This window comes from Alteromonas sp. ISO5 (assembly GCF_058105165.1).
This window is the reverse complement of the sequence record NZ_CM176572.1, coordinates 2,424,472-2,450,583: the sequence shown is the minus strand read 5'-3', so window position 1 is coordinate 2,450,583 and position 26,112 is coordinate 2,424,472. Positions and strand designations below refer to the sequence as shown.

Below are 26,112 nucleotides of genomic sequence, written 5' to 3'. Positions count from 1 at the left end.
TTGGAGACAACTATGAAGTTAACCGCATGTATTGAATGGCTTTTTGAAGACGAAACGGACAATATTGCCGAGCGGATTTATAAAGCAAAGGAAGCCGGTCTTGAAGGGGTGGAGTTCCACCTGTGGCGTGACAAGCCCATTGCAGAGATTAAGCAAGCGTTACAGGAAACCGGCATTACCCTGACCAGCTTCTGCGTGGATCCTCGTCGCAGCATAGTGGATGAATCGCAACTGGAAGAATTTGTCACCGCAGTGACCGAGTCGGCTGACATTGCACAGCAACTTAACTGCAAACAAATGATCATCGCTTCTGGTTTTCTGTTACCTGATACCTCACCTGAAAAGCATTTCGAATTCGCCCTCAGAGCCTTGAGGAAAGCGGCTGAAATTGGTGAACAAACTGGCGTTACCCTGCTACTGGAACCGATTAATACCAGGGTGGATCACCCTGGCATGTATCTCGATAGCAATAAGGTTGGTCTTGATTTAGTTGAGGCCATAAACAGTCCTAAACTGCGTTTACTTTACGATGCCTATCACTCCATTGTGATGGGTGAGGATATTGAAACCATTATTGCCGGGCGTACCCAATGGGTAGCACATATTCAAATAGCCGACATGCCGGGTCGCGGAGCGCCAGGCACCGGAGACGTTGACTGGAACGCAGTAAGCCAAATGTTAGACACCGAAAACTACACCGGATGGTTGGGTCTTGAATATAAGCTCAACGATTTATCAACCCGCGAAGCACTCGCTAAAACACGCGCAAGCCTAAGTCTATAACGACGAGGAAAATACCATGTTTACTATTTCCGCAAACCTTGAATATATGTTTAAAGAAGCCGGCGAGAGCATAGAAGAACGCATAGCGGCGGCGGCCGCAGCAGGCATCACCCATGTTGAAATCTTTTCACTTGAAGGACGCGATGTGGATAGTATCGCCCAGGCATTAACAGCGCATAAAGTCACCTTACACTCGATGCTGGTTGATCCGCGTATTATGCTGGTACTGAAGGATACGCACGAAAAATTTGTCGAAACTGTTAAAGCGACTGCCGAACAAGCCATTAAACTGGGCTGTAAGAACCTGGTTTGCGGCTCAGGAACCGGTGCGCCATTTCTGCCCCGAGCGGTATCACTGGACATCGTATGTGAAGCCATCGATAAAGCCGCTGACATTGCGGAAGAAATGGGCGTTACTCTGTTGCTTGAGGCAGTTAACACCAAGGTGGATCACCCCGGCGTGTTTTTCAGCAATACGTCCGATACCTACTACATTGCCAATAAACTCAACCGCCCAAGCGTTAAGGTTTTATACGATCTTTATCACTCAGCGGCTGAGCAAGAAAACGTGACCGAAACCTTACACACAATAAAAAGCCAGATTGGTCATATCCAGCTTGCCGATTACCCTGGTCGTGGTGAACCGGGCGCAGGCACGCTTGACTGGCCAGCGCTGCTCAAAGAAATCAGCTGTACAGACTATACAGGGCCCATTGGCGTCGAATGCTACCCGACCAAAGATTCCACGCCCGAAGCACTCACCTATATTCGCTCGCTAATTCATTAATCCGCAGCTGGCTAGAAAGGAAGACAACATGTCTACACAACACTTTGCTATCAGCCTGGATATGATCAATCGTCATTATTCAGAGCCGAACCGCAATCGATACGAGTCAAAATACTACTGGGAAGAGCTTTACTCTCTAATTGCGGCAGCGGGCTTTGACAGTATTGAAATCCCCTATGAGCCCGTCTGGCAATTCGGCGGACGCAGTGGCGTTCCCATGACGCAGTACTCAATTAATACTAAATATGGTAATACCGAGCAATATCGCAAACTGTTGGCTAATTCGGGGATAAGCCGGGTTAGCGCAGTGAGCTTTAACGCCAACCTGTTTGTGCGCAACGATCAACTTGGGTTTTATTTCGGTGCCAGCGGCCATTTCGCCAACCAGGCGATTGCGTTTGCGGCTGATTTAGGAGCGGATACACTGGTACTATCACCTACAGCTTATGCAGGGCGCCTACGTCATTATCATCCGAACCTGCAGGTTGACGATAAACAGTTCATTGAACAAACCAAAGAGTTGATTGAAGCCCTCAGTGATACCGCCACGAAAGCAGGAATTAGCCTGGCGTTACGCCCTGAATACTGGGGAATGATTTCAATCCCGGTTTTAGTGGATCTGGTTCATCAATGTCCAGAGAATGTAAAACTTGCGGTCAATACCGCTCATTTGCAATTAGCAGAGCTGGATCCCATTGCATTTATTAAGGCGAATGCTGAGGCAATCGGTTATGTGCAATTAGCAGATACTCATCTCACGGATTGTCAGGCATTTAGCCAGTCTACTAACCCGGAGTTTCCATCACAGCAGGCTACCCAGGTATTTGCCGACGTAGGAACCGGATCGGTGCCACTTGCAAAAGTGATTGAAACCTTAAAAGCGCAAGACTATAGCGGTGATATTTGCCTGTGTAACCACCAGACCCGTGACCCAATGCGCGCATTGCTGCGTGACAAGCGCTTTGTCAATCAACTTGTGTCACAGGGAAAAGGAGTTTAAATCATGTCAAACATTCGCTATGCGTATATGAATCACTGGAAGAACATTCCTTATCAGCAAATCCCCAATTTTCGTGAGTTTTACTATCAGGATAAGTCTAATACGGCGTACTATAGCGACTGGGATAACTTGCTGAAATATCAAAAAGCCCTTGGCTTTGACGGTATAGAAGTTGCGCCCTGGGATCTCGCGGATATTATTCCACTGTTTGGTTCAGCCAATGCATTTAGACAATTTGCCGCTGAACGCGGCGTTGAAATTACCGGTATGTTCCACGGTGCCCACGCCAGTCACGATAAATCAAAATTCGACGAAGTGATTAAGGCAGGCAAAGAGGCCGTCGACACCATAGTCGGATTTGGCGGAACTCAGATGAACACTTGCCCTACAGACAACTACTGCGGCATTGGCCCGCTGTCGCGTGAAGAAGTCGCTCAATGTGCTAATGTAATGAACGAAATCGGCCGCTACGCTACCGATCATGGCGTAAAGCTCGGTCTTCACAATGAATTCTTTTGTGGGATCAACCTGGCTGAGCACCGTGAATTTATTGAGTTAACCGATCCGCGTTTCGTACACTACTGTATAGATACCGCCCAAATTGCCATTATGGGTGAAGATCTATTAGATTTTTATGATACCTATGCTGAGCGTATCAGTGGTTTCCACCTCAAGGACACGGCCGATCCCCAGCAGCCAGATGAAGTAAGGTTCTCGCGGGATCCGGAGATTCAGGACGACGGCAGACGTTGGTTCTGGGAGTTGGGTAAAGGCGTACTGGACTTCCCCGCGCTTTATGAGTTGCTTAAAAAGCATCAATATAAAGGCTGGATCACACTTGAAACCGATGGTTCGCCTGACTACTTAGCCTCGATGGCCATGTGCAGATACTATATCAACCAAGAACTGAATAACATTTACAAGTAAGTTACCTCAGGCTGGCGGTATACGCCAGCCTGGACCCCGTATTTAATTAAAGATGATGCTCGGCAAAATCTGCCAGACGAGAACGCACCACACCATCAAGGTTAATAGTGGCACTGCCCGAGAAGTCTTTAAACTTCTCCACCAGATAGGTGAGTCCTGAAGTCACTGCGCTCAGATAGTTACTGTCGATCTGCGCCAGGTTACCACTACAAATCAGTTTGGTACCTTCACCGCAGCGGGTAATAATGGTCTTAAGCTGTGATGCTGTAAGGTTTTGTGATTCATCCAGAATAACAATGGAGTTTTGAATACTCCGGCCGCGCATAAAGTTAACCGACTTAAACTGAATATTGGCTTTTTCCATAATGTAACTCATGGAGCCTTTAGTGTTTTCGTCATGCTTATGCAGCACTTCCAACGAGTCGGTAATAGCCGCCAGCCAGGGCGCCATTTTTTCTTCTTCGGTACCGGGTAAAAAACCTATAGATTCAGCTATTTCCGGCGTATTACGGGTAACAATAATCTTATCGTACATGTTGCGCTCGACGACCATCTCGAGTGCAGCGGCTAACGCCAGTAACGTTTTACCACTACCCGCTGGACCGGTAAGGATCACCAAGTCAATATGCGGATCGAGTAACGAGTGAAGCGCCATCGCCTGGCCGATATTTTTGGGGTTAATCCCCCAGGCATGGCGTGACATCAGACGCTCATAACCAAGGTCGAGAATTTCCATCTGGTCGCTGTCCATGGACTCCACCAGACCAGCGAACTGATTGCTTTCGTCGAGTAAGAACTCGTTGATATAAGCTTCGGGTAATAACGAGCGCGGTACGGTATGAATGGTGTCACGCCCTTCTGAGCGGCTGTCTACCGATTTCACGCGCTCCCAGAAATCCCCTTCAAACTGGTGATATCCGCGGGTCAGGTACTTGATGTCTGAAATCAGCTGATCAGTACGGTAATCCTCAACATGAGCAAGGCCTGCACCTTTGGCTTTCAGGCGCATGTTAATGTCTTTGGTTACCAGCACTACTTCTTGCGAGGCAAACACGGTTTGCAAATGCAGTGCAACATTAATAATACGGTTGTCGTTTTCATCACTGGCAAAAATTTGCTGTGACTCAGCCATGTTCAGATCGGCATAAATCGACAGCGTTCCGGTAGGGCGATTCTCGCCGGCTCCGAGCCCTTCCAGCGGCACACCGGCCAGCATTTCTTCAGGGCTGGCATCGCGCAATAAATCTTCCATGGCGCGAATACAGACCCTGGCGTCGCGGGCTACGTCTTTTTTACTGTCTTTAATGTAATCCAGCTCTTCCAGTACCGTCATGGGCACCACAACATCATTTTCTTTAAAAGAGAGGAACGCGAGGGGTTCGTGTAGCAGGATATTGGTATCTAGGACATATATTCTGGTGTCTGCATTGCTTTTTCTTGGCATCCGTTACTCCAATGAACATGACCAAGCTCGTCTTATTGTCGACGTGCTATTACGAGCCGATGTACACGGAGTTACAAGCCGACTGACACTCCGCATCACATCGACCATCAACTCCACCATAATCCAGTTTTTAAAACTATTCACTTTTTTTTGGCATTTTTGGGTAAATTAATTTTAATCGGTTGTTTGCATACCCATCAGGTACGACAAGATCGCGGCTGATTGCTATATTGAGCAAGACAGCTAAGGCCGGGATCAGTACAATACGCCCCCCGGTTATCGCGGAGTAGTTTAATATGAGTACCGACACACAATTTGCCATTGGTCAGCGCTGGCTGAGTAACACCGAAACCGATCTCGGACTGGGCGCGATTATTCGCGTGGATTTCCGTTCCATTGAAGTGTTGTATCCAGCCACCGAAGAAAGCCGCATTTACACCAAAACCGATGCCCCGCTCACCCGCCTAACCTTTTCCGAAGGTGAAATGGTGAAGTCGCAGGAAGGCTGGAGCTTGTGTGTTGAGTCAATCACCGAACAACAGGGCGTATTGATTTATCACGGAGTACGGGAAGATACCAAACAGGTCACTACGCTGGCCGAGCCAAACCTCGACCACCATATTCGATTAAATCAGCCTGAGAAGCGTTTATTTAACTACCAGTTCGACCACCCCAAATGGTTTGACTTACGCTTTGGCTCGCTAACCAATGAACATGCCCATGCCAGGTCTGACACCATCGGCCTGGTGGGGGCGCGTATCGAACTTATTCCGCATCAGTTGCATATCGCTTCTGAAGTGGGTCGCCGTTATGCCCCACGGGTTTTGCTGGCCGATGAAGTAGGCTTAGGCAAAACCATCGAAGCGGCATTGATTATCCACCAGCAAATTCTTACCGGTCGCGCGTCTCGAGTGTTAATCGTCGTGCCGGACACCCTGCTACATCAATGGCTGGTAGAAATGCTACGCCGGGTTAACCTGGCCTTCGCTATTTACGATGAAAGCCGTTGCGTGGCGCTGGAAGACGAAAGCGATAACCCGTTTGATAACGACCAGCTTATTCTGTGTGGTCTTAACTGGCTAACCAGTAACCCTAAACGTCAGCAGCAGATCCAGGATACGTCCTGGGACTTACTGGTGGTGGATGAAGCTCATCACCTGGCCTGGTCTGCCGACGAACCGTCGCTGGAATATCAAACCATTGAAAAGCTGGCCGAAACCACACCGGGTGTATTACTGCTTACCGCCACACCGGATCAGCTCGGTCATGAGAGTCACTTTGCCCGCCTGCGTTTACTGGATCCCGCACGTTTTTATGACTATCCGGCGTTTTTAAAAGAAGAGTCGCAGTACACTCAACTGGCGGAAGCGGTAGCGCCGCTTATCGAAGGCGATGCGTTAAGTGCAGAGCAAACGGCTCAACTAACGGCCCTGGCACCTGAGATCATGGCCCAGTTTGAGGACGTAAACAACACTGAAAATCGCGATGCGATTTTGCATCAGCTTATCGATTGTCACGGTACCGGCCGGTTATTGTTCCGTAACCGCCGCGCCGCCATTGAAGGGTTTCCGTCACGTCATTTACATGCCTATCCGCTGCCAAAACCAGAGCTCTACGAAAATGACGAAATCACGTCTCTGACCGAGGCCCTGTATCCCGAGCGTCAACCGGCACTTGTCGATGTCTGGCTCGATGCCGATCCGCGGGTAGAGTGGTTGTTAGCTCTGCTGCCCGACATCAAGCCGGAAAAGGTATTGTTGATCTGTGCTAGTGCTGCCACCGCACAACAACTAGCCGAACTAATACGCGTGCGTACCGGTATTCGTCAGGCCGTTTTTCATGAGGGCATGAGTATTGTTGAACGCGACAAAGCCGCCCACTACTTTGCCGATTCGGAAAACGGCGCGCAAATTCTGTTGTGTAGTGAGATTGGCAGCGAAGGGCGTAACTTCCAGTTTGCCCATCACCTGGTGCTGTTTGATTTACCGTTAACCCCTGACCTGCTGGAGCAGCGAATTGGCCGGCTTGACCGGATTGGCCAGACCCAGGATATCCAAATCCACGTGCCAGTGATTGAAGAATCTGCCCAAGCTGTGTTGCTAAAGTGGTATCACGACGGCCTGAATGCGTTTGAACAAACCTGTCCTACTGGCGGCAAGGTATTCGATACGGTGGAAGAAACCCTGGTGATGAACTGTCTCACCCCCTTCGACACCGAACTTCAGCAGGAATTGATTGAGCAAAGCCAACAACTTAACGCTGAACTCAAAGCCAAGCTGGATGCCGGGCGCGATAAACTACTGGAACTAAACGCAGCCGGCGTCGGCCGGGTTGATACACTACTGGAGCAAATCGTTGCCCAGGACAGTGCCAGCGAGTTACCCAAATTTGCCGGCCGTCTGTTTGATGCCATTGGTATTCAGCAGGAAGAAAAAGGTCAGGACTGTTTTATTTTGCGGCCCAGCGAATCCATGATTGGTCATCTGCCCGGCCTCGACCCGGAAGGTATGACGGTTACCTATCGTCGACGCACCGCAACCACACTTGAAAACGTACACTTTTTAACCTGGGATCATCCGCTTATTCATCATGCCATGGAAATGGTAATGACCGACATTTATGGTAAGAGCAGCGTAGGCTTTGTGGCCGATACCAGTCAGCCCAAAGGTGCTTACTATCTGGAAACCCTGTTTGTGCTATCTGCCAAAGCGCCCGCAGCGCTGCAACTGGAACGCTTTTTGCCGCCAACGCCGATCCGTTTGTGTCTGGACGCCAAGAGTCAGCTATCTGATCTCGATACCACTGCGCATCGCCCTCTCGGTCGCAAGGTGGCAACTCAGTTGGTACAGGCGCTTACCCCACAATTACAACAACATTTACAGCATGCCCGCGAGCTGGCGCATAAACAAGCAAATCATGTACTCGGCGAAGCCATGAATGCCATGCAAACCACTCTGGGGGCAGAAGTGCAGCGCCTGAAAGATTTGCAGCAGCAAAATCCGGCTATTCGCGACAGTGAAATCGAATTTATCGAAATTCAGATGGCGGCGTTAACTAAGGTGCTACAGGAAAGTGACGTGCAGCTCGACGCCGTGCGGGTGCTGGTAAACAACCCTTAAGGTGAGCGAATTGTTATGAGCGCCAACCCTGAGTTTGTTTACCGACCGCCACAGAGCCCCTACTTAAGCTTGTTGTATCATGATGACGATGTGATTGTGGTCAATAAGCCCAGCGGGCTGCTCAGTGTACCGGGCAAAGCCCCTGAGCACCGGGATTCTTTGATTTGCCGACTGCAGCGTGTCTATCCTCATGCCAGGATTGTTCACCGCTTGGATATGGCCACTTCCGGGGTGATGGTAGTGGCCCAGCATAAAGACAGCCATCGCCACCTCTCCCGTCAGTTTGAACTGCGCCAGACGGCTAAGCGATACTTCGCCAGAGTCGCCGGTGTGCCCGCGCAATCGTCCGGGTCGGTCGATTTACCACTTATTTGTGACTGGCCAAACCGGCCTAAACAAAAGGTCGATTTTGAGTCCGGCAAGCCTGCACTCACCCATTATGAAGTGGTACAAAAGGAAAATACCGAGGCACTCGTGGCACTTATTCCAATAACCGGTCGTTCTCATCAATTGCGGGTCCATATGCTTGAGCTTGGCCATCCCATCTTAGGCGATCGCCTGTATGGCTCGACCACAGTGATTGCCAGCGCACCACGATTACAATTGCACGCAGAGACACTGTCATTTACTCACCCGACCAGCGGTAAACGCCTGCGGTTTTGTGCCCCCCTCCCATTTGGCCACTACCAACCTGATATTTATACGGAAGATTCGCCGGGCGCTTAATGTTTGCGGATCATCGCCGATAACCTACTATTAGTGTTTGTCCGGACCCGCAAAATTTAGTCATGAATCGCCTCTTTGCCTTCATCAGCGTTGCTTTAACCCTGACTTTACTGGTTTATAGCCGCCCGCTAGCGGCCCTGACTATGGACGACCTGACCCGATATTTTCATGATGAAGACTTGCTGACGCTAAACGTGGCAGACCAGCAGATTCCGGCCCTTGAGATACAACCTAGTGTGCCGTTAGTGCGCGGTACTGCCATTATCCTGGTATCACTTCAGTCCCCATCAATTAATCTGGATACCGGACTGGTACTGGCCGAAAGTTTGGGCGAGAAAGGCTGGCGCACCTTGCTTATTCCCACCGACTTTAATCAGGCCGAGGCCACCCAACCGGCAACCGTGACCAGTGACAAACCCGTCGCTAACCTGCTAACTGCGCCGGTAGACTATGATGCATACCGGCTGCAAATTACCGGCTTGATTAACGCAGCCTACACGCATGCCAACCAATTTAAGGGATACACGTTTATTATCGCCGAAGGCATGACTAGCGCCGTGTTACTGGATGCTATCCACAACGGGTTGGTCACTGCGCCGGATACACTAGTGAGTGTTGGCGCTTTCTGGCCGGCCAGAATACAAAACAATGCGCTGGCTGAGATGCTGGCACAAAGCAGTTACCCGGTGCTCGATATTAGTTTGCCGTCGCTAAGCCAATGGCAATCTGCCACGGTTGAGCAACGCAGAAATGCCGTTGCGATGAGTTTGAAACAACTTTATCGTCAACGCACGTTTACAGCACAACAAAGTTATGGCGGTGCCGGCGACCGATTACCCCGCCCGGGCAGTGCCTGGTTAGGCACCGAGATTTACAGTTGGTTACGCTACCTCGGTTGGTAACAAACCGTTATATTTTTCACTCAGAATCGAAAACTGCTGAAGTCTCAATGGCTTTATAAATGACTGAAAGTTCTTCTAAAATTGTTCACAATTAAGACCGACAATTCTCTTACATCCCTCGCCCTATAAGGTATTAAAAGACATACAGGGGTATTCTGCCACTCGTCGCATTTTTGCAATTCTGGCGGTGAATTAGAAATTTTGGACTATACTTCGATCATGTTTTTTTAAAGAGTTACCAGCGTGAGTATCGGTCAATTCATTGACGAAAAATCCCGTCAGCTGTGTTTTTATTTGCGCGCATTCTGGCAGGGCACCCTGAATTACCAGGAACTCAATTATTTTTTCTGGGACACTCTTGAGGAGTGGTCTTTGTATCGCAGTGACGATCTGGAGCCCAGCACTCACAAAGAACGCGTCTTTTGGCACTTATTACACCAAATACATTACTGGCGTGCGGACCAGCTCATAGACGACGAAATTTTACGCGAAGAATTAACCCATTGCGTAGCTTACCTTAAAGGCGAGTCGGAGTTTCCCATGGACTGCATCGGTATCCGTCCTTAACGCCACGGTATTCCTCGCGCCATCTTTAACCAGGCTTTTACTTGCAGCCATTGGCTATCCGTGATCCAATAAGCGCATAACAATAGCTAAAAAGAGTCTTCTCTAGTGCGCACTTCTCTGGCCATTTTCCGCGACAAGCGCTTATTCAGTATTTTTGTTTTTGGCATTGCCAGTGGCTTTCCCTGGGTCATGATCGGTTCGGTACTATCCGCCTGGCTTAAGGATGAATCGCTGTCACGCTCAGCCATCGGACTGTTTGGCGCTATTTTTGCTGTTTACTCCTTTAACTTTTTATGGGCGCCCTTACTCGACCGCATCAAACCGCTGGCGCTTGGTCAACGCCGAGGCTGGATAGGGCAAATGCAGTTGTTAATTATTGGTTGCTGTGTGTGGATGTCTACCCTCGATGCCCAAAGCTCGCTGTATCAGATAGCACTGTGCGGTTTTATTATCGCACTGGGCTCAGCCACCCAGGATATTGCCATTGATGCCTTCAGAATAGACACCATAGCCCAACATGAGACTGACGCCATGTCTGCAGCATCCTCACTGGCCACCGCCGGATGGTGGACAGGTTACGGCGGCCTCGGCGCGATTCCATTTTTGGTGGCCGATATGCCGGGCTGGGAGTGGCAACATATTTATTTGTTGCTGGCCGGCATTATGGCGTTATGCCTGATGGCCACCCTTGTGGTCGCCAAAGAGCCGCAGGTAAACCGACAAGCCATGCTTGATGCCGCTACCGCCCGCTATCAGGCATTGCTGAGCACTGGCAACAGTCTTTTCGGTAAGATCTCCAGCTGGTTATTAGTAAGCCTGGTCGAACCGTTCCGAGAGTTTTTCAGCCGTAACGGCGTAAAACTAGCACTACAGATACTGTTATTTGTGTTCTTGTTTAAAATTGGCGAAGCGTTCCTCGGCCGCATGAGCATTGTGTTTTACAAAGAGATAGGTTTCAGCAATAGTGACATTGGCACCTATTCAAAATTACTCAACTGGTGGGTCACCATTGTGTTTTCCATTATCGGCGGACTGGTGAATATCCGCTATGGTATCTTCCGCGGCCTGTTTATTGCCGGCATTGCCATGGCTGCAAGTAATCTGATGTTTGCCTGGATGGCCGAAATTGGTCCTCATAAAGGCTGGTTTGTGGTCACTATCGTGCTGGACGGTTTTACCTCGGCCTGGAGCACCGTGGCCATGGTGGCCTTTATATCGCTGTTATGTAACCGGGCTTTTTCGGCCACTCAGTATGCGCTAATGGCGTCTTTAAGTGTCGCCAGCAGAACATTACTGGCTTCGGCCAGCGGTATTCTGGTGGATGCAATGGGCGGCAACTGGGCACTGTTTTTTGTACTCACCGCGCTGATGGTAATCCCTAGCCTGGTGATTTTATACCGGCTGAGGCATAACATTACGGCGATTGAAAAAGGCAATTCTGCCAGTTAGTTCCAGCGGGTTTATTTGGCCCGCAGGATAGCCTGATTACGGCCGCTTTCCTTGGCTTCATACAAAGCCTGGTCGGCAACATCCAGCCATTGCATCTCATTGTGAAAGGCGGAGGAATATTCCGCCAGCCCCAGGCTTACAGTAAATCGGAGTGATTGACCATCGTGGCTGACTTCAGTTGCCTCAGCCGCTTTACGGATCCGCTCCGCTACCTGCATAGCCCCGGTTCCATCTGCATCGGTCAGGATGATGGCAAATTCCTCGCCGCCATAACGCCCCGCCAGATCGGTCTCCCGAACTTGTTCTTTGATAATCTGCGCAAGCGCCTGGATGACCCTATCACCAGCCTGATGCCCGTAATGATCATTGACCGCCTTAAAATTGTCGATGTCCAGCATCACGGCGGTGTTGGCCGATTCACGGCGTTTTGCCAACCGATGCAGACTCTGAAACCGTTCCTGCCAGTAACGGCGGTTGTATAGCTGGGTCAGTCCGTCCACGCGGCTCATTTCAGTGAGCTGATTATTAAGACCTTCAATATTCAGCCGGCTACTGGCCTGGTCTGTTACATCGTAAACCAACATACACATCCGCTCTACTTTGCCCGTGAGGGATGACAAAGGAAACAGGGTTACATTCTGATACATCACATCCAGTTCAGAGGTTATAGGCCGGTTACAACCAAACTTAAACAAATAAGGGCGCTGCTCCCAAATCAGAAACACCGGGGATTTAAGATTAAAGACCGGTTCTGCTTTCAACATTAGCCAGTCCTGTTCTATCTCCGGGAAATGCTGGAACAGGGACTTCCCGACAACCTGGCTGGGCCGCAGGTTACTGTGGTTCTCCATAAACTGGTTCCACACTTCCACGTTAAAGTTGCGATCGAGCACGACTATCCCAACTTCAAGAGAACTCAGTAAGTCATGTAACCAATGCTGGCGGCTTAGTTCTTCCATTACATCAGTGTTCACGGCATTAGTCCTCAATATCTACCAATCGTGAATAAATTCGCTCCATGGAGGTATCCGGGAACAGTAACAGCAACTCAAATTGAATGCCGCGCTGTTTGATGCCGTAACCAATTTCCACCGCCATAATACGATTCCAACGTTGTTTGGTATTCGCCAACAAACTTTCCAGTTCGCGGTTACGTCCGAGGATAATGGGAGATGAATGGCTGAAGGTCACATTTAACTGATCTGAGAGCGCGTTCAGGCAGGCACCAATCAGGATATTGGAAATATCCATCAGCGCTTCAAGCTGCGCGGGCGCTGCCGATAACTGGTCATAATTTAATAACGAAATGATGTTTTCAAAGTCAGTATCATTGAACATCACCAGTGCCTCGCCGTTAATACCGGCACTAACAAACCCTTTGGACACTGCCGACACACTGTCATTACGGTTTACCTCGGCAAAAGCCATATGCAGTTCATTGTTCTCAATGATATTCACGTTGGGAATGGGTAAGTCGATAAACTCTCCCAACTGGCGAGCGAGGTTTTCGCCGGCCCGGCCCATTGCCACATTCACCAGCTCCCGATAAGCATCAAGCTTTTCACTGTCATTGCTGCCGGCCAGACTGGTTTGTTGCTTACGTTGTTCTGAACGGGCGTCGCCGGTGTAAATGCCGTACTGCTTGAGTAAGTTGATAAGCTTTTGATTGTCGATAGGCTTACGAATAAAGTCTAATGCGCCCATAGCCAGCATGCGGGTACGCGCTTCAGGCTGCACATCCCCCGAAACGGTAATCACCAGACAAGGTAAATCTTCCCGGCGGATGACTTCCATGGTGGCAAAACCGTCCATCACTGGCATATTCAGATCGAGGAACATCACATCGCCTTTTCCGGCGCGGATCATTTCCAGCGCTTCCTGACCGTCTTTGGCAAAGTGTAACAGCACGTCCCAGCCATCGGGAACGGCCCTGGCCATCTGCTTTCTGGCGAAAGCCGAATCGTCGCAAATAAGAACGTTTGTGGTGGTCAAACTCTCTCCAACTCCATTGGTCTCAATGAGATACTCTTGTGCACATATTGATTGCGCTTAATAGCCGCTATCAGGCCTGTTCAATAAGCTGACTAAGTCTCAATAAGCCAGTACTTATCGGGTAGCGGTTATACTTTAAATTTATCAATTAATGACAACAAACTTTGTGCCGAGTTTTGTTGCTTTTCTGCTGCCTGGTGAGAGTCACTGGCCGCCTCACCACCGTCCTGGGACAATTGCTCTATTTGCTTAATGGCACGATTGATATCACTCACGACCGTGGTTTGCTCCTCAACCGCACTGGCTATTTGCATGTTCATGTCTGAAATTGCCGCCACCAGGGTAGAAATTTCATTCGTGCTTTTACCGGCAACCTGGCTATTTTGGGTGGTCACCCCAATTTGCTCATTACCCTGCTGAATCACCTGGGTGGCTTTTGTTGCCGCGCCCTGTAACTGGGTGATCATTTGATTAATTTCTTCGATAGACGATGAGGTACGCTGGGCCAGTGAACGCACTTCATCTGCCACTACTGCAAAGCCCCGCCCCTGTTCACCCGCTCTGGCGGCTTCAATAGCAGCATTCAACGCCAGTAAGTTAGTCTGGTCAGCAATGCCACGAATAACATCCAGAATACTGCCTATATTCTGGCTATCGGAATTTAACTGCTCGATAACTTGTGTGGCATTTTTCAGGTTGGTATCGAGGCTGGTTATATTACCGATAGTGGTCTGAATCATTTCCACCACCGACAGCGCGAGCCTATTGGCCTCATTGACGTTTTCAGACGCCGTTGAAGCACTCACGGATATTTCCCGGATAGAAGCTTCCATTTCATTAAAGGAATGAGCAACCTGCTTGGTCTCATTTTTTTGATGTTGCATATAGTCCAGCGCGTTTTGAGAGCGTTCCACTGCCAGCTCCGCGCTCAACGATATTTCTTTACCGCTATGGGTCACACCGCTAAAGATTTTATGCAGGGTTTCTAAGAAACGGTTGATACCAGTCGCGAGTTTGCCAATTTCATCCTGGCGTTCAATTGCAATACGATAAGTAAGATCCCCACCTTTATTGGCGAGTTCATTGATTCGCAGCTCTAACTCACTTAGCGGCGATGAAATACTGGCAGCAAACATAATCGACAGTGCGATGGTGATTAGCACGATCACCAGCAGGATAATGATGATATGCAACAAACTATCACTGACACTGGAGAAGACACCGTTGATCATTTTGCTGTTCACCGCTTGCAAGTCGGTAGTAATCCCACTCAGCGTACTTAGCACCTGCTTTAAGTTATCGTTAGCTGTACGGATATTCGCTACATAGTCATTTGACAACTGACGGATCTGCGCATTGGCTTTTCGTGCCGCCATGGCTTTAGCCAGCATAGGTGAACCTTGCAACTGAGCTATTGCTTTGTCGGACGCTGCATCCAACGCATCCAAATAACTGAATAACGCTTTAGCGTTTTTAATGTCAACACGCAATTTCTGAAACAACAAGCGTATCTTATAATTATTAATGGTGTGGGCCAGTGCTTCTTTTAACACTGCCCCCTCAACAGCGGCGACAGTTTGACGACCCTGCTCATCGCTGATTTTGTTACCGAGTTCTTCAATATAACTATTAGATTGTGCAACAGAACCTGTAATTACACTGTCCATTTGTTGTTCTAATTTTGCATTGGTTTGCCAAAGGCTATGAATGTCATTCACAGCCTTTTGTAGCGCACTCAGTTGACCGGCTAAATCAGAAGCGCCTTCGATGCTGCTACTACGCAGTGCATTTTGAATCGTTTGCGAGAGCTCAATCGTCTCATCGTACCCCTGATGACTGGTCGCAAAACGTTCAACTAATTCTGAATAGCGAAAAATGTTATTTATTAACGCCGTATTCTCAGTGGTTGATTGTCTGGCGTCACCAATGGTGGACTCGTTGCTAAAAAAGAAGGCGATCACCACTACCAGTAAAATAACTAATAAAATCACCGGCGCTAACAGTTTATTTTTCACACTTAACGTGGATAACAACCCAGACATAATAAAGGTTCCTTATTAACAACTCGCCCCATAAAGGTGGACAACACTAAACTGCCGAACATAGCATACGCTCGATACAATGTTGTGACATAACCACGGCTCCCCTTACACTGATTAATGCAGTATTCAAGGCTACCCTGCAGGTACAGCGTGCTTTCAGGCAGTTAATCGACTACCATAGCAGATATGCAAGGAATCCGTTCAGGTAAAACTGGTTTTACACAAACCGCTTAGCCATTCCCCACATGGCATCACTAAGCCGTAGTCGCAGTTGACGCCGCTCTCTGTTGCGCAGTATTAAATAGCTACCGGCGCTTTAATGTGCGGATGCGACTGATAGTTTTCTAAAGTGAAATCATTAATGCTAAAACCAAAGATATCCTTCACCTCAGGATTGAGCCGCATAGTTGGACGCGCAAAGGGCTTGCGACTCAGTTGAAGCTCTGTTTGCTCAAGATGGTTAAGGTACAGGTGTGCATCGCCAAGGGTATGAATAAATTCACCGGGTTCGAGATCGCACACTTGTGCCACCATCAGGGTGAGCAAGGCATAGCTGGCAATGTTGAAGGGGACACCAAGGAAAACATCCCCACTGCGCTGGTATAACTGACAGGAGAGCTTTCCTTCCAAGACATAAAACTGAAACAGGGTATGGCAAGGCGGCAACGCTTGCTTGCCGTGGGCGGCATTGTCTTTGGGTGACATCGTTGGATCGGGCAATACTGACGGATTCCAGGCACTCACAATAAGACGGCGGGAATCAGGGTTGGTTTTAATTTCGTTGATCAGCGCGGTAATCTGGTCGACGGTCTCGCCATCGGCGCCGGTCCAGCTGCGCCACTGGTGGCCATAAACCGGTCCTAACTCGCCCTCATCAGTGGCCCATTCATCCCAGATAGAAACGCCATTTTCCTTAAGGTAAGCAATGTTAGTTTCGCCTTTTAAGAACCATAACAATTCATGAATAATCGAGCGCAGATGACACTTTTTAGTGGTGACCAGAGGGAAGCCTTCATTTAAGTCAAAGCGCATCTGATAGCCAAATACACTTAACGTTCCTGTGCCGGTTCTGTCTTCTTTTTTTACGCCGTTATCGCGAATGTGGCGCATTAATGCTAAGTACTCTTTCATGCGTCGTCTAGCCCTTTACCGTTTTGTTAGCTGGTGTTGTTGTGACACCATTCTTTTTATAGGCATATACCATTAGTCCCAGACCACCGAGGATCATTGGGATACACAATAACTGCCCCTGACTCAGACCAACCTGATACAAGCCAATGTGCGCGTCAGGTTCGCGATAAAACTCAACAATAAAGCGAAACGTGCCATATCCCATCAGGAAAAGCCCGCCTACGGCACCGGTTGGTCTTGGTCGTGCAGAATACAGCCAGAGAATGATAAACAGTAACACCCCTTCCAGGGCAAATTCATAAAGTTGTGAAGGATGGCGCGGTTGTGGGCCTGCACCCGGGAAAATAATCGCCCAGGGTACGTCCGTAGTGCGCCCCCACAGTTCTGCATTGAGGAAGTTCCCAATCCGTCCGGCGCCTAGACCAATAGGCACCAGCGGTGCGATAAAGTCTGCGACCTGAAGAAAGCTCGCATTCAGGCGTTTGGCCTGCCATGCCATCGCCGCAATCACGCCCAGCAGGCCGCCATGGAAAGACATGCCGCCGGTCCATATTTTAAACAGGTAGGCGGGATCTTCTACAAACAATCCCCACTGGTAAAACAGCACATAACCCAGACGGCCACCAATAATCACGCCGACAAAACCCCAAAACAGCAGATCGCTGAGTTGATCTCGGTTCCACGGCGAGTTAGGTAAGCGCTTTTTAGCCAGCAGGTAAGCGGCAATAAAGCCCAGCAGATACATCATGCCATACCAGCGCACACTTAATGGCCCAAGACTGACAATAACCGGATCGATATTGGGAAATACCAGGAAGTCTGTTTCACCCATGTACTAATTCATTCCTATAATCATGCGGATACTGACTAATACCAGCAATGCCGCTAAAATCTTTTTAAGTAATTCTGTTGGCATATTCTGCCCTAACCGGGCGCCAAAGCCAGCAGTAAATATAGAAGTAGCCATAATGCCAAATCCTGCTGGTAAGTAAACATACCCCAGCGACCAGTCTGGCAAACCTGGCAAATTCCACCCTGCGTGAATAAAACTTCCGGTACCAAATAACGCGATAACCAGACCGCTGACTGCCGCGCAGCCAATAGCCTGACGAATAGGTACCTGAAACCATACCAGTGCAGGTACCAGCAAGGCACCACCGCCTATTCCCATCAGCGCCGAGATGGTTCCGACTATCGCACCAACTATAATCAGAATGGTTGGCGTGTAGGCCTTATTGGACGCCGTACGTTTGCCAAATACCATCTGCGCGGCAATGAGCATGACTAATCCGGCAAACACTTTGGTGAGAATATCGGCTGGCAGCATACTGGCCAGTTGAGCACCCGCGATTGCGCCGATAGCAATACCAGTGCCACTTAAACCAATGACCCGCGGCACAATATTGCCCAGTGAATAGTGTGCTTTGGCAGAGAAAAAACCGGTAACGATAATGGTAAACAATGACGTTGCGATGGCCATGGGCATCGCCAGTTCATGACTGATACCGGCAATACCGGTAAGCAGCGCAGACAACACCGGTACAATAATCAGGCCGCCACCAATGCCTAACATACCAGCCAGCGTCCCGGTGAGCATTCCCAGGGCCATACAACTGACGAAAATGAGTAGCAGAGGATCCAATCTAAGTCTCCGTAATAATTGAGGTTGCTAGCATACCATAAGTCCCCCTACAGAGGGATTAGCCTAGTCCTCTAATAGGATGAATTTAAGAACCGGCCCGGACTAATCCACCGAGCCCTTTCACTTCCAGATACTGATTGATGTGATTAAACACTTCTTCGTAACTGTTGGAGGTTAATGCACAAGACAACAATGACTGCGCTTCACTGAGGTTTACGTTGCGCACTACCCAGTTTATTTTTCGCAGGTTAAAGGCATTCATACTGAGTTTTCGGTAGCCCATGCCCATCAGCAGAATGGCGCCGCCTGGTTCACCGGCGATCTCACCACATACCGATACAGGTACCTGATACTGGTCGGCCTGTTTGGCAATGTCATATAAGGCCGAGAGTACAGCGGGATGATAACTGTTGTATAAACTGGCTACCCGCGTGTTGTTGCGGTCTACGGCAAGCAGGTACTGGGTTAAATCGTTACTGCCGACCGAGAAAAAGTCGACCTTTTTGGCCAGTTGCGGCAACTGATACAACACCGAGGGAACCTCGAGCATAATGCCCAGACGCGGGCGATAAAGCCGTTCGTCTTTCAGTCTGGCCTCATCTTCTACCTCGAAGAACGCCTGTTCCACCAGCCGGCGAGCTTCGTTAACTTCGCCGACACTGGAAATCATGGGCAGCATAATGCTGAGATTCTGCAAGCCAATACTGGCGCGTAGCATGGCGCGGATTTGTACCAGAAAGATTTCCGGATGATCCAGGGTCAGGCGAATTCCGCGCCACCCCAAAAACGGATTTTCTTCGGTGATTGGGAAATACGGCAACGGTTTATCACCGCCGACATCCAGCGTACGCATGGCTATTTCGCGATCCGGTGCACTTAACAGTACATTGCGATACAACTCTACCTGTTCACTTTCAGAGGGAAACCGCTCACGCATCATAAACGGAATTTCCGTGCGGTAGAGTCCGATTCCGACTTTACCGGAGCGCACGGCCGTTTCAATTTCAGCGGATAGTCCGGCGTTGACCAGCAAATTAATGCAGCAGCCATCCTCGCTTTCACAAGGTTTATCGGCTTCTTTATCTATTCGATCGGAGAGTAATTTCTCTTCCTCTATCAGTTGACTAAACTCAGCTTTGATGGCCTTTTCGGGCGAGACAATCACCTCACCCGCATAGCCATCAAGTAAAATTTCTTTCTTCTCAAGCAGCGTGGGGGAAACATTCTGACATCCCATTACCGCAGGCACACCCATTGCCCTTGCGAGAATGGCAGCATGTGAGTTATTAGAACCACGAATAGAAATAATACCGGCCAGATACGCCTTAGGGAACTCGGCCAGCATTGGCGCAGAGACTTCCTCAGCGACCAGGATACTGGGTTTGCTAGGGCGCTCACTAACCGCTTCGTTTTTACCACTGATCACCTGCAGAATATTGACCAGGATCCGGTTGGATAAATCCACAATATCGATGGCCCTTTCCCGCATATAAGGGTCATCCATCGCCTCAAACCGGGCAGCGTAGGCTTCCACCACCAGCTTCAGCGATGAAGCAGCATCCCAGCCTTCGCGTATTTTTGCTTCGACTTCCCGCCCCAGGCTGTTGGCGTCGAGTAATTGATGGTAAAGCTGAAAAATTGCCCGCACATCGTCGGGTACCTGACCTTCCAACCGTTGCGACAGTGCTTCAACCTGGGTGCGGGTAACCTCTACCCCTTTGCGGTAATAATCAATTTCCTGCTGGGTATTGTCCGACTGTTTTACAATCCAGGTAGCCAGCGTATAAGCCGCATGAGGCGAATAACCCACGCCCATAGCAAGGCCAGGAGAGCCCGGCACGCCGCGAACATTCTTTTGAATATGGCCGGCGTAAATGCCGGCAATCGGGTTCAGTGCGCCGCGGGTTTCAGCGTGCGATATTTCCAGGGCAATTTGTGCCGCCAGCGTTACCAGGAAGGCTTCTTCGTCTTCACTGAATTTGCGCTTGGCGCTTTGCTGCATGGTGATAACACCCAGCACTTTACGCTGATGGATAATCGGTGTGCCAAGGAAGGCATGATAACTTTCTTCTTTAACTTCCGGGTAGTGTTTAAAGCGGGGATGGTTCGGCGCATCCTGGATATTCAGCGGTTCTTCGCGCTGCCCTACCAGCCCGATTAGCCCCTCAGAAAAGCCAATTTTGACCAACTCCACAGCATCAGGCGCCAGGCCGTCAGTGGCCTTGAGAACAAAAGACTGAGAATTATAGTCGGCAAGGTAAATGGAACAGGAGTCAACACCCATGGTTTGCTTGACGCGTTCAGCCAGGCGAAACAGCGCATCGGTCAACCGGGGGATTTGGTTGACCTCCTGAACGATACTCTTAAGTACCGTTAGAATACTGTTTTTTCGACCCGTTTCTGCCGCCAAGAGTGACCCTACCCTTATCCGCGTCGTTTGCGACGATGCTGCTTTGAATGATGATGCTGGTGTCGCGGCTGCGAGGTAATCACCGTCCCGGCAAATTCTTTCATTACACGGCGGTAGACATCGCGTTTAAAGGACACCACATTTCTCACCGGGTACCAGTAACTCACCCAGCGCCAGTCATCAAACTCCGGATGACCGGATTTCAGTACATCTACGTCTTTGTCCTGGCAATCCAGTTGCAACAAAAACCACTTTTGTTTTTGCCCTATACAAACCGGATTACTGCCTTGCCTTATTAACCGTTTGGGCAGTTTGTATCGCACCCAATTTCGTGTCACGCTCAGAATGCTTACATCTTTCGAGGTAAGCCCTACTTCTTCATGTAACTCACGATACATTGCCTGCTCTACAGTTTCCCCTTCATCTATTCCGCCTTGGGGAAACTGCCATGAATGTTGGCCATAACGTCTTGCCCAAAATACTTGACCTATTTTGTTGCAAATCACTATGCCCACATTCGCACGGAATCCATCGGTATCTATCACTCAGACTCCCGGGCACTTTATATTGTTCTGTGATAGCATTCTTTCACAAACCTTTGTGCATGCAAAGTATTTATCACATATGTTTAACGTAATGGTTTTTTAAGGGATAGAAGGTTTGCAAGTACCAACCTGTGCACCTGCTGATTTATCAGAACTGGAAAGCCGCGCCCAGGCGATTGCCGGATTCAGCCTTGGTGAGCTGGCTAACATGGCAGGCATTGCCATTCCACGGGACTTTAAACGCCACAAAGGTTGGACTGGTCAGTTAATTGAAACCTGGCTAGGCGCCACCGCCGGCTCTAAACCGCAACAGGATTTCCCCGAACTCGGTGTTGAACTTAAAACTCTGCCAATTAATCAGTTAGGTCAGCCACTGGAAACCACCTACGTGTGTTACGCCCCCTTATTGCTGCCGCCGTTAATCACCTGGCACACCAGTAATGTCAAAAATAAACTGCAATGTGTGCTGTGGGTCCCGGTTGAGGGCGAGCGGCAAATACCTGTAGCTGAACGACGTATTGCCACGCCTTTTCTGTGGCAACCGAGCGAAACACAAAATGCCCTGTTACAGCAGGACTGGGAAGAACTCACTGAAATGATAGCCCTTGGCAAGGTTGAGTCGATTACTGCCCGCCATGGCGAAGTTATGCAGCTTCGCCCTAAAGCAGCCAGCGGCCGGGTGTTAACTGATGCCCTGGATGTCGAGGGCAATAAAATTCAGACCCGGCCACGGGGCTTTTATCTGCGTAAACAGTTCACCAGTCTAATCCTGCAGACCTATTTTCAGCAATAATCATCGTTTCCCGGTTTTGCCTTTGACCTGAATCAAGCGATAGCGTTAACGGCTTTGCATATAAATAAAGACTTATATACAGTCAGGTCACAGAATTTGGCTGGCCCGGAGAGTAACCATGGCTTTATTAATTAGCGAAGAATGTATTAACTGTGACCTGTGCCCGGCGGAGTGTCCGAACGAAGCTATCAGTATGGGCGACGAAATTTACCAGATCGACACCGCTCGCTGCACCGAATGCGTAGGTCATTACGATGAGCCCCGCTGCGTTGACGTCTGCCCGGTAGAATGTATTGAGCAGGACCCGGCAAATAAAGAAACCCTTGATCAGTTGGCAGAAAAATACGCCGCCATGTATGCGTAGTGACTGTCTATGGCTAGCGGCGGCTTTCGAGATATTTTAAAAAGCTGCGGCTGGCGGTGCCATTCACACCAAGTTTTAAGCGTTTGGTTACACTGTCGAGCTTGGTATCAGAACTCATTAACACCTGTTTGGCGTATTTCATTCGATACTGGTAGATAAACCCACGAAAATGCATTTTTTTAACGGCCAGTAGCGCCAGACAAACTTCGCTGGCTGACATCCCGGCCCGCTCGGCAAATACAGCCAATGTCAGGCCGATTTCCTTGTAAGCTTTTTGATTGATCACCGCTGCTTCAACGCGTTTTACTATGCTCTGTGCGGTGCTCGGGGACATTTTCGGCGCTTCACTCATAGCGTCGTGGTCGAAAGGCGATGGCGAGGAATTATGAGCACGAGTAAGCTGTGCCAATAGCACCAACGTCGTCAGTCCAAGGCTCAGATGAAACCAGCTCAGCCAGTTGGCAAAAGGCAAAAAGCCAAAGGCCACCGCCGCCACAATAATCACCAGACCAAAAGCCATTCCCACTGCGAATCCGCAGGCGCCGTTCAATCCTCTGATCTGATACATCTCGGTATCCACCACCTGCAAAGGTAACTCATTATGGTATTGCTGCAGTTGTTCAATGCATAGAATACTGATGTACATAAACAAAAACGCGGCAATGACACAGCTCAAATATACTGCCCAGAACTTCAGAGGCTCACCTACCTGGGCAAAACCCGGCCACTGATGCCAGTCACTGCCATACAACCACCCCTGAACGACGACTAACGCTGATAACAGAATTCCAACCACATAAAACGGCCACATTACCTGTTTTGGCTTGCGCCACAGCATGGCTGTCAGGTTGCGGTAAACCCCGGCGAGCAGAATCGGCAGAGCCACCAGAGCGGCAGCGGACAGCCAGGGGGATGCTCCTCCCGCTAGTTGCCATAACTCGCTGCAAAGTAGCAGGGGCCAACTCAGCATTGCCGGCCAGAATCCCATGAAACCTTTCGCCGCTATTTTGTTCCTGCTGACTTTAAGCAGCAGGCACAGCCACAGGACAGTGAGTACACCTGCGCTCCAGAGAGGGATCATGTGTTGAGTGAACATTGTGTTTCTGTTCCGCGGTAATTGGTAACTGAATCGGTCACCAGTGGGTTACCAGTAGACTTCGCCGGTCATGGCAACCTGGCGACTTCTTTCCATCACATTGAGCAGCCCATGGGTTTTCTCGTGTACCCACTCAAGCAACTCCTGTTGCTCGGCCAACTCGGCATCAAAAATTGACTTTTTCAATAATAGCAGTGCATTGAGCTCATCGATACCAATTAAAATATCTAACCATGGTGCTCTGAAGTGGCCCCGGTTGTCCTCAAATAAGTCGGCCAGTAAAAAGCCATTAAATAACGTCTGGCGTAACAGCATTTCTACCGATGTATAGTTGGAAGCGTACATACGGCGCTGTATTGGCATGGTCTGCAATATGGTTTGCCAACCCTGAGACAGCCAGCCTTTAGCATGTTCAATGAGAGGCATGTCATAGCCTTTTACCGCGGTCCGCCAGGGCCTGTTTTGTAGCATCTCAGCGATTGCCAGTTTGAGTTTTGATGGTGCTGCCTGAAAAAGCCTGGTGGCGGGATCATGAGCCTGTACCAACCCGGCCTGCCGCCCCTGCAGGTAACTCATTAATGCCGGGTAACGGGACAGTTTTTTATTAAACAGGCTTTTCTTGGATAGTAATAACCGTAAGCTTTGCAGATCATCCTGCCATAGCCAGTTATCAGCATAACTGAGCAGCTGCTTATGCAATGTCAGCATAGCCGGGCATTGCAAAACCGGTAAGTACAATGACACCGTCTGAAGCAGCATTCGAACAGCGCGGGTAACCTCAGTGAGCATTTTGGTCGCGCCGGTTTCAAAGTACCGATGTTCATGTTTTTGCCAATGCAGTAAACCGCATTCCAGCGCCCGGCAAAAAGCATCTTCGGTAGAAATATTCTCTTTGAGGGACAGAAAATCCGGTAATGGCGTGACCTTGTGTGAAACACCGTGCAGCAATTGGTAACCCTGGGCCGCTTTGGAGGTATCACTTAACCTTGCAGGCAGTGCATCCACCAGTTGGTTTGCCAGGTCGAACATGCGGCTGAGCTCTCCGCTTTTTAACTCAAGTTCGATTTCGCGGATCGGTGCTTCCTGCTGCTGCGCAGAAACTTTGCCGTTATCATAAACCAGTTCAATTTCGGCATCGGGATAGCTAATATCAAAGATGGTCCGGTTAAAATGAGTGCCAAACTGCTTTTCCAACTGCTCGTTTAATGTTTCTGCCTGATGCCCTTGCGGCCACGGCACATCATTAAACATTGTCAGGTCGGGCTCCGGGCTATCCAAATCTACATTAAACTCCAAACGCTGATGCAGGCCGCCGCTGATTTGCCCGGTGGTTTTTACCGTTTGCTCATAGCGGCCATCTGCACCACGCACCCGCATGCCTATTTTATTTTGCTGAAACAAGTGGTCGGCGGTGTCGTAGTAATCGTTGAGCAGATCAATCTGACCTTTTTCCTCAATGGCTACATCCTGAGACGTTAAGGCGGTAAAGAGGTTGTTTTTAAGTGCGGGCAACGGATCTTCGCGCAGCACAAATTTGATTTCGGTTTCCGACATGGAACAGTCGTACTCATAAGCAGTTGCGAGATAGTCCGGCTACATTACCTGCCGATGGGTCATTTAGCAATAGGCTCTGGGCGCAGACAGCCCTCTGACTGTTTTGTATTACACGGTATATCGCGAAGCACTTGCCTTTCATGGTATCAGCCCCTAACATCAGAGCATTATTTTATGATGTAGAGACACTCATGCGCTTGCTACCTTTTCTTTTCGGCCTGGTTTTTGTGAGCCTGCCAGCCGCAGCTCAACAATCTTCAAACAACTCAACGGCCGAAAGCGATCATTATATTGCCGATAACCTTATTGTTTACATGCATTCCGGGCCGGGTCGAAATTATCGGATCCTGGGCTCTATTGAAGCCGGATTGCCGGTAACCGTGCTTCAAACTGATAGCGAAAATGATTTTGCCCAAATCAGCGATGCCGACGGCCGTGAGGGTTGGGTAGAAACGCAATATCTTATCGACACCATTTCCCGTCGGGTGCAATTGCCACAGCTAAGCCAACGTCTGGCCGACAGTGAACAGCAGCTCAACCGAATTCAGTCGCGCAACGCCGAACTGAGCAAGGAGCTGGCGCAGGTTAAACAACAAAATGCGCAACTGGAAGCGGCGCTGAATGAATCACAGCAATCGGTTTCGTCGCTGGAGGCGCAAATCAGCGATCAGGATACGCAGGAACGCTATAAGATGTTCAGCTATGGCGGTATTGTTGCGGGCGCTGGCGTTTTACTTGGCATTATCGTGACGTTTATTCCTAAGCGTCGTCGCCGCAACGACTCCTGGATGTAATTGTTTTTCCGATCAAAAAGGGCGCTTATTAAAGCGCCCTTTTTT

General features: G+C 49.4%; 23 protein-coding genes. 12 read left to right on the top strand and 11 right to left on the bottom strand.

The annotated features are described in order from the left end of the window. Positions 1 to 12: 12 nt before the first annotated feature. Genes AC2T0J_RS11100 through AC2T0J_RS11085 form a run of 4 tightly spaced genes read left to right on the top strand, consistent with a single transcriptional unit; the run spans position 13 to position 3,497 of the window. Positions 13 to 783, top strand: coding sequence for a TIM barrel protein (locus tag AC2T0J_RS11100; RefSeq protein ID WP_489810183.1), 771 nt, complete (start codon positions 13 to 15; stop codon positions 781 to 783). Between the two features lie 16 nt (positions 784 to 799). After that, positions 800 to 1,570: a TIM barrel protein gene (locus AC2T0J_RS11095; protein WP_489810182.1), complete on the top strand. Its 771-nt coding sequence runs from the start codon at positions 800 to 802 to the stop codon at positions 1,568 to 1,570. A 28-nt stretch (positions 1,571 to 1,598) separates the two neighbouring features. Next, complete coding sequence (locus AC2T0J_RS11090) at positions 1,599 to 2,570, top strand: sugar phosphate isomerase/epimerase family protein (protein WP_489810181.1); 972 nt, start codon at positions 1,599 to 1,601, stop codon at positions 2,568 to 2,570. A 3-nt stretch (positions 2,571 to 2,573) separates the two neighbouring features. Next, positions 2,574 to 3,497 carry a sugar phosphate isomerase/epimerase family protein gene (locus tag AC2T0J_RS11085; protein ID WP_489810180.1) on the top strand — a complete coding sequence of 308 codons (924 nt, stop codon included), beginning with the start codon at positions 2,574 to 2,576 and terminating at the stop codon, positions 3,495 to 3,497. Positions 3,498 to 3,543: 46 nt separating this feature from the next. Here AC2T0J_RS11085 and AC2T0J_RS11080 read toward each other — a convergent pair whose 3' ends face one another. After that, the gene (locus AC2T0J_RS11080; protein ID WP_489810179.1) at positions 3,544 to 4,941 is read right to left on the bottom strand and encodes a PhoH family protein; all 1,398 of its coding nucleotides are present in this window, start codon (positions 4,939 to 4,941) and stop codon (positions 3,544 to 3,546) included. Between the two features lie 296 nt (positions 4,942 to 5,237). Here AC2T0J_RS11080 and rapA point away from each other — a divergent pair, with 296 nt between their 5' ends. The 5 genes from rapA (at position 5,238) to AC2T0J_RS11055 (ending at position 11,704) form a co-directional block, all read left to right on the top strand. Continuing rightward, entirely contained in the window at positions 5,238 to 8,060 is a 2,823-nt protein-coding gene (gene rapA, locus AC2T0J_RS11075) for an RNA polymerase-associated protein RapA (protein ID WP_489810178.1), read from the top strand. Positions 8,061 to 8,075: 15 nt separating this feature from the next. Continuing rightward, positions 8,076 to 8,786, top strand: coding sequence for a bifunctional tRNA pseudouridine(32) synthase/23S rRNA pseudouridine(746) synthase RluA (gene rluA, locus AC2T0J_RS11070; RefSeq protein WP_489810177.1), 711 nt, complete (start codon positions 8,076 to 8,078; stop codon positions 8,784 to 8,786). A 62-nt stretch (positions 8,787 to 8,848) separates the two neighbouring features. Beyond that, positions 8,849 to 9,688, top strand: a complete 840-nt coding sequence (locus AC2T0J_RS11065) for a DUF3530 family protein (protein WP_489810176.1) — start codon at positions 8,849 to 8,851, stop codon at positions 9,686 to 9,688. A 243-nt stretch (positions 9,689 to 9,931) separates the two neighbouring features. Continuing rightward, complete coding sequence (locus tag AC2T0J_RS11060; RefSeq protein ID WP_489810175.1) at positions 9,932 to 10,255, top strand: hypothetical protein; 324 nt, start codon at positions 9,932 to 9,934, stop codon at positions 10,253 to 10,255. A gap of 105 nt (positions 10,256 to 10,360) precedes the next feature. Further along, positions 10,361 to 11,704, top strand: coding sequence for an AmpG family muropeptide MFS transporter (locus AC2T0J_RS11055; RefSeq protein WP_489810174.1), 1,344 nt, complete (start codon positions 10,361 to 10,363; stop codon positions 11,702 to 11,704). A gap of 11 nt (positions 11,705 to 11,715) precedes the next feature. Here AC2T0J_RS11055 and AC2T0J_RS11050 read toward each other — a convergent pair whose 3' ends face one another. From AC2T0J_RS11050 to rppH, 8 genes are all read right to left on the bottom strand, one after another. Further along, positions 11,716 to 12,663: a sensor domain-containing diguanylate cyclase gene (locus AC2T0J_RS11050; protein ID WP_489810322.1), complete on the bottom strand. Its 948-nt coding sequence runs from the start codon at positions 12,661 to 12,663 to the stop codon at positions 11,716 to 11,718. A gap of 19 nt (positions 12,664 to 12,682) precedes the next feature. Then, positions 12,683 to 13,642: a response regulator gene (locus AC2T0J_RS11045; RefSeq protein ID WP_489810321.1), complete on the bottom strand. Its 960-nt coding sequence runs from the start codon at positions 13,640 to 13,642 to the stop codon at positions 12,683 to 12,685. Between the two features lie 182 nt (positions 13,643 to 13,824). After that, complete coding sequence (locus AC2T0J_RS11040) at positions 13,825 to 15,738, bottom strand: methyl-accepting chemotaxis protein (RefSeq protein ID WP_489810173.1); 1,914 nt, start codon at positions 15,736 to 15,738, stop codon at positions 13,825 to 13,827. 297 nt (positions 15,739 to 16,035) lie between these two features. Next, entirely contained in the window at positions 16,036 to 16,869 is an 834-nt protein-coding gene (locus tag AC2T0J_RS11035) for a thymidylate synthase (protein ID WP_489810172.1), read from the bottom strand. A gap of 7 nt (positions 16,870 to 16,876) precedes the next feature. Further along, complete coding sequence (gene lgt, locus AC2T0J_RS11030; protein WP_489810171.1) at positions 16,877 to 17,701, bottom strand: prolipoprotein diacylglyceryl transferase; 825 nt, start codon at positions 17,699 to 17,701, stop codon at positions 16,877 to 16,879. A 3-nt stretch (positions 17,702 to 17,704) separates the two neighbouring features. Next, a complete protein-coding gene (locus AC2T0J_RS11025) occupies positions 17,705 to 18,511 on the bottom strand; it encodes a sulfite exporter TauE/SafE family protein (protein WP_489810170.1) in 807 nt (268 codons plus the stop codon). A gap of 85 nt (positions 18,512 to 18,596) precedes the next feature. After that, a complete protein-coding gene (gene ptsP, locus AC2T0J_RS11020; protein WP_489810320.1) occupies positions 18,597 to 20,891 on the bottom strand; it encodes a phosphoenolpyruvate--protein phosphotransferase in 2,295 nt (764 codons plus the stop codon). 44 nt (positions 20,892 to 20,935) lie between these two features. After that, a complete protein-coding gene (gene rppH, locus AC2T0J_RS11015) occupies positions 20,936 to 21,466 on the bottom strand; it encodes an RNA pyrophosphohydrolase (protein WP_489810169.1) in 531 nt (176 codons plus the stop codon). Positions 21,467 to 21,581: 115 nt separating this feature from the next. Here rppH and mutH point away from each other — a divergent pair, with 115 nt between their 5' ends. Together mutH and AC2T0J_RS11005 are read left to right on the top strand one after the other, a co-directional pair. Then, positions 21,582 to 22,259 (top strand): DNA mismatch repair endonuclease MutH, encoded by a 678-nt coding sequence (gene mutH / locus AC2T0J_RS11010; RefSeq protein ID WP_489810168.1) that lies wholly within the window; start codon positions 21,582 to 21,584, stop codon positions 22,257 to 22,259. 118 nt (positions 22,260 to 22,377) lie between these two features. Further along, positions 22,378 to 22,623, top strand: coding sequence for a YfhL family 4Fe-4S dicluster ferredoxin (locus tag AC2T0J_RS11005; protein ID WP_105935727.1), 246 nt, complete (start codon positions 22,378 to 22,380; stop codon positions 22,621 to 22,623). 13 nt (positions 22,624 to 22,636) lie between these two features. On the opposite strand, the gene AC2T0J_RS11000 is transcribed toward AC2T0J_RS11005, so the two are convergent. Together AC2T0J_RS11000 and AC2T0J_RS10995 are read right to left on the bottom strand one after the other, a co-directional pair. Continuing rightward, on the bottom strand, positions 22,637 to 23,719 hold the full coding sequence (locus AC2T0J_RS11000) for a helix-turn-helix domain-containing protein (protein ID WP_489810167.1): 1,083 nt from the start codon (positions 23,717 to 23,719) through the stop codon (positions 22,637 to 22,639). A 48-nt stretch (positions 23,720 to 23,767) separates the two neighbouring features. After that, positions 23,768 to 25,273: a CYTH domain-containing protein gene (locus tag AC2T0J_RS10995; RefSeq protein WP_489810166.1), complete on the bottom strand. Its 1,506-nt coding sequence runs from the start codon at positions 25,271 to 25,273 to the stop codon at positions 23,768 to 23,770. Positions 25,274 to 25,413: 140 nt separating this feature from the next. Between AC2T0J_RS10995 and AC2T0J_RS10990 the strand changes: the two genes are divergently transcribed. Further along, positions 25,414 to 26,067: a TIGR04211 family SH3 domain-containing protein gene (locus AC2T0J_RS10990; RefSeq protein ID WP_489810165.1), complete on the top strand. Its 654-nt coding sequence runs from the start codon at positions 25,414 to 25,416 to the stop codon at positions 26,065 to 26,067. The last annotated feature ends 45 nt before the right edge of the window (positions 26,068 to 26,112 follow it).

Bases quoted from the DNA above. Each gene is read 5' to 3' on its own strand.
- AC2T0J_RS11100 (WP_489810183.1), top strand. From the start codon at position 13: ATGAAGTTAACCGCATGTATTGAATGGCTTTTTGAAGACGAAACGGAC.
- AC2T0J_RS11095 (WP_489810182.1), top strand. From the start codon at position 800: ATGTTTACTATTTCCGCAAACCTTGAATATATGTTTAAAGAAGCCGGC.
- AC2T0J_RS11090 (WP_489810181.1), top strand. From the start codon at position 1,599: ATGTCTACACAACACTTTGCTATCAGCCTGGATATGATCAATCGTCAT.
- AC2T0J_RS11085 (WP_489810180.1), top strand. From the start codon at position 2,574: ATGTCAAACATTCGCTATGCGTATATGAATCACTGGAAGAACATTCCT.
- AC2T0J_RS11080 (WP_489810179.1), bottom strand. From the start codon at position 4,941: ATGCCAAGAAAAAGCAATGCAGACACCAGAATATATGTCCTAGATACC.
- rapA (WP_489810178.1), top strand. From the start codon at position 5,238: ATGAGTACCGACACACAATTTGCCATTGGTCAGCGCTGGCTGAGTAAC.
- rluA (WP_489810177.1), top strand. From the start codon at position 8,076: ATGAGCGCCAACCCTGAGTTTGTTTACCGACCGCCACAGAGCCCCTAC.
- AC2T0J_RS11065 (WP_489810176.1), top strand. From the start codon at position 8,849: ATGAATCGCCTCTTTGCCTTCATCAGCGTTGCTTTAACCCTGACTTTA.
- AC2T0J_RS11050 (WP_489810322.1), bottom strand. From the start codon at position 12,663: ATGGAAGAACTAAGCCGCCAGCATTGGTTACATGACTTACTGAGTTCT.
- AC2T0J_RS11045 (WP_489810321.1), bottom strand. From the start codon at position 13,642: ATGGCCAGGGCCGTTCCCGATGGCTGGGACGTGCTGTTACACTTTGCC.
- AC2T0J_RS11040 (WP_489810173.1), bottom strand. From the start codon at position 15,738: ATGTCTGGGTTGTTATCCACGTTAAGTGTGAAAAATAAACTGTTAGCG.
- AC2T0J_RS11035 (WP_489810172.1), bottom strand. From the start codon at position 16,869: ATGAAAGAGTACTTAGCATTAATGCGCCACATTCGCGATAACGGCGTA.
- lgt (WP_489810171.1), bottom strand. From the start codon at position 17,701: ATGGGTGAAACAGACTTCCTGGTATTTCCCAATATCGATCCGGTTATT.
- AC2T0J_RS11005 (WP_105935727.1), top strand. From the start codon at position 22,378: ATGGCTTTATTAATTAGCGAAGAATGTATTAACTGTGACCTGTGCCCG.
- AC2T0J_RS11000 (WP_489810167.1), bottom strand. From the start codon at position 23,719: ATGTTCACTCAACACATGATCCCTCTCTGGAGCGCAGGTGTACTCACT.
- AC2T0J_RS10995 (WP_489810166.1), bottom strand. From the start codon at position 25,273: ATGTCGGAAACCGAAATCAAATTTGTGCTGCGCGAAGATCCGTTGCCC.
- AC2T0J_RS10990 (WP_489810165.1), top strand. From the start codon at position 25,414: ATGGTATCAGCCCCTAACATCAGAGCATTATTTTATGATGTAGAGACA.